General features: G+C 44.8%; 2 protein-coding genes. One reads left to right on the top strand and one right to left on the bottom strand.

Annotation, left to right across the window (positions count from 1 at the left end; translation table 11 throughout):
• The first annotated feature begins 379 nt into the window (after positions 1-379).
• Positions 380-2,737: an NAD-dependent DNA ligase LigA gene (gene ligA, locus BQ5809_RS07850; protein ID WP_003786371.1), complete on the top strand. Its 2,358-nt coding sequence runs from the start codon at positions 380-382 to the stop codon at positions 2,735-2,737.
• Between the two features lie 52 nt (positions 2,738-2,789).
• On the opposite strand, the gene BQ5809_RS07855 is transcribed toward ligA, so the two are convergent.
• On the bottom strand, positions 2,790-3,236 hold the full coding sequence (locus BQ5809_RS07855) for a hypothetical protein (RefSeq protein WP_019389315.1): 447 nt from the start codon (positions 3,234-3,236) through the stop codon (positions 2,790-2,792).
• Between the last annotated feature and the right edge of the window lie 190 nt (positions 3,237-3,426).

The raw sequence follows: 3,426 nt of genomic DNA on the forward strand, positions 1-3,426 counted from the left end.
AGGTTGGTCTCGACGTTTAGCAAAAGATTTTGAGCAGACGAATTTATCTGCTGAAAATTTTGTTAAACTAGGGTATATTTCACAAATATTAAAATTTATCAAATAGTTGTTTGTGAATACAGGTTCTTAAAACAGTTAGTAAAATCAAGTTTATCCTAGTTATCTAGGACAGCCCCTTTTTTTGGATACTGAATTTGTCAGATTATAGAGTATAAGTTGAATAATTAAATCTGATATTTATCAAAAATTTCCCTTTTGTTGCATACAAAAATCCAACTCACGTCCATATTCTCATGCAGCCTGAAACCACTAATTTAATGTTTCAGGCTGCATTTTTTCAGTACAATTTCATTTATTTTCCTTTCAGGCAACCTGAACTATGTCAAACACACAAATTCAAAACCAAATCAAACACCTAACCGAAATCCTAAACCGCTACGCCCACGAATATTACACGCTAGACGCGCCAAGTGTTCCCGATAGCGAATACGACAAACTCTACCGCGAATTGGAACAGCTAGAACGTGATTTCCCCTATTTCAGGCTGCCTGAAAGCCCGACTAATCGCGTGGGCGGTGCGATTTTGAGCGAATTTGCCAGCGTGCGCCATGCCGTACCGATGTTGTCGCTGAACAATGCGTTTTCGCCACGCGATGAATCGGGCGCGTACGACCACGCCGAAACGCTGGCGTTTAACGAACGCGTTTGCAAAGATTTAAATCAGGCGCAAACGGAATACACGATTGAGCCAAAATTTGACGGCTTGGCGGTTAGTTTGTTGTATCAAAACGGCATTTTTATTCAGGCAGCCACACGCGGCGACGGCACGATTGGCGAAGACGTTACCGAAAACATCAAAACCGTTCGTAATATCCCTTTGAAATTGCACGGTAAAAATATCCCCAATCTGATTGAAGTGCGCGGCGAAGTGTTGATGCTGAAAGCGGATTTTGCCACGCTCAACGCTCGCCAAGAAGCGGCTGGACAAAAACCATTTGCCAATCCACGCAACGCGGCGGCTGGCAGTTTGCGCCAGTTAAATTCGCGTGTGGCGGCGGAACGTAAATTGCATTTTTTTGGCTACGGCATTGCGCGTCTTGACGGCGTAGAAAATCCGCCCCAAACCCACGCGGAAGAATTGTTGTGGTTGCAGGAATTGGGGTTTAGTTTGCCGACTGGAAATTGGCACATTTGCGCGAATATCGCCGAAGTTTTGCAACAATACGAGCAATTAGCCGAAAAACGCCCCAATCTGCCGTATGAAATTGACGGCATGGTTATCAAAGTTAATTCATTGATTGAACAAGAAAAACTCGGTTTTGTTTCACGCGCACCGCGTTGGGCGATTGCACACAAATTTCCTGCCGAAGAAGCCATTACGATTGTGGAAGCGATTGACGTGCAAGTCGGGCGCACGGGCGCGATTACGCCTGTGGCGCGGTTGCAGCCTGTGGCGGTCGGCGGCGTGGTCGTTACCAACGCGACTTTGCACAATCAGGACGAAGTGGCGCGAAAAGACGTGCGCGTGGGCGATAGCGTGATTGTGCGCCGCGCTGGCGATGTGATTCCCGAAGTCGTGCGCGTGGTGTTGGAACGCCGCCCGATGGTGCAGGAATTGGGCGCGGATTTGTTTAGCGAAACCGTTGAAAAACCAAAGTTTTCTGCTTTCAGGCTGCCTGAATTGTGCCCTGTTTGCAACAGCCCGATTGAGCGCGAAGACGGCGAAGCGGTGGCGCGTTGTAGCGGCGGAATGTTGTGTCAGGCGCAGCGAGCGCAGGGCTTAATCCATTTTTCGGCGCGAAAAGCGATGGATATTGTCGGTTTGGGGGATAGGCAGATTGAAGCGTTGGTAGAACAAGATGTATTACACAGTTTTGCTGATATTTATCAATTAGATATTGCGAAATTGCAAAAAATCAAAGACAGCAAATCCAGCGCAACGAAATGGGCGGAAAATATTTTGACTGGCATTGAAAATAGCCGTAAGCCGTTGTTATCACGCTTTTTATTTGCGTTAGGGATTCGGCACGTTGGCGAAAGCACGGCAAAACAGCTTGCCAATGCGTTTGGCGATTTGGCGACGGTGCGACACGCGCCCGAGCCTATTTTGGCATGTTTGCCCGATATTGGCGGTGTGGTGGCGCAGTCTATCGCGCATTATTTCAGGCAGCCTGCACAACAAAAATTGTTGGACGATTTGTTGGCAGTGGGGGTTGAGCCGCAACACGCTGTTTTATCTACAAATGTGCGCGAATTTGCGACGCCTGCGCGTTGGATTTCGCGTTTGCCGAATTACAAAATCAGCGAAAAACGGGCGCAGGAATTGTGGGATTTGGCTGGCGGTTCGGTGGAGGGTTTGTTGTCGGATAAGGTATTGCCAATTGAGTGGCAAAATTGGTGCAATATTGCGGAAAATGCGGCACTTTTGCGCGAAGTTGGCGAATTTTTGGCGATGTTGCCCGAATTTGGCGCAACGAATGCGGAAAACGCGGTTTTAGGCAGCCTGAATAATTTGATTGCTGGCAAAACCTTTGTTTTAACAGGCACTTTGCCGACTTTGAAACGCGATGAGGCGGCGGCGATGATTGAAGCGGCTGGCGGTAAGGTTTCAGGCAGCGTGTCTAAAAAAACGGATTTTGTGGTGGCTGGCGATGCGGCTGGCTCTAAATTGGAAAAGGCGTTGAGTTTGGGTGTGGCGGTTTTGTCGGAAGATGAATTTTTGGCGATGTTGGGATAGTTTTTAACAAAATAGCGCGTAGATTGGTTTATCCAATTTACGCGCTGTTTCATTAGTATGTCGTTAAATTATATTTAATTTTACTTGTGTTGATAGAACAACCAGTTTTTACGCCCACATAATCTGCATTATCTAAACGAGTTTTTTCATTAGCACTCAGGCTAATTGATGTGTGTAAACTATTACACGCAAAACCCTGTGAATCATATGTTGGTACAAAAATATCTAAACGAATGCCTTTTGAAGTTTTATTATAAACTTCTCCTTTAAATACAACAGGTTTATGAGCCAAACTTTCCTGACCAACTTCCAAAGCAAAGTTTTTAATTTCATATTGATTGGTTACTTTATTACCAATGTTCACTGTACCGCCTCCAGCTACGGTGCTAGTTAATGAACCTAATGTACTGTTGATTTGTTGCAATCCTGTATTTAATTCGGCGCAACCAGTCATCAAACCTAATACTGCAATCATGGAAAAAGAAAAAAGACGTTTCATAATATTTGCTTTGTTAAAAAATGTTAATATTAGTATATCATATGATTCAAGTATTGCCAATAACGGGTTAAAGGACAAAATGGTTGGTAAAAATCGCTGAAAGCCTTATGCTTAAAGGCTTTCAGATAGGTCAAATGCTTTGAACACAAAAAATGCCCTTTTTGTCACTCAAATTCCGTTCAAAAATACG

Origin of the sequence: Kingella kingae ATCC 23330 (assembly GCF_900111845.1) — a bacterium.
In the GTDB taxonomy this organism is placed as follows: Bacteria; Pseudomonadota; Gammaproteobacteria; order Burkholderiales; family Neisseriaceae; genus Kingella; species Kingella kingae.

What these genes read in the sequence shown, in the direction of transcription:
- ligA (WP_003786371.1), top strand. Translation starts at nt 380, where the DNA reads ATGTCAAACACACAAATTCAAAACCAAATCAAACACCTAACCGAAATC.
- BQ5809_RS07855 (WP_019389315.1), bottom strand. Translation starts at nt 3,236, where the DNA reads ATGAAACGTCTTTTTTCTTTTTCCATGATTGCAGTATTAGGTTTGATG.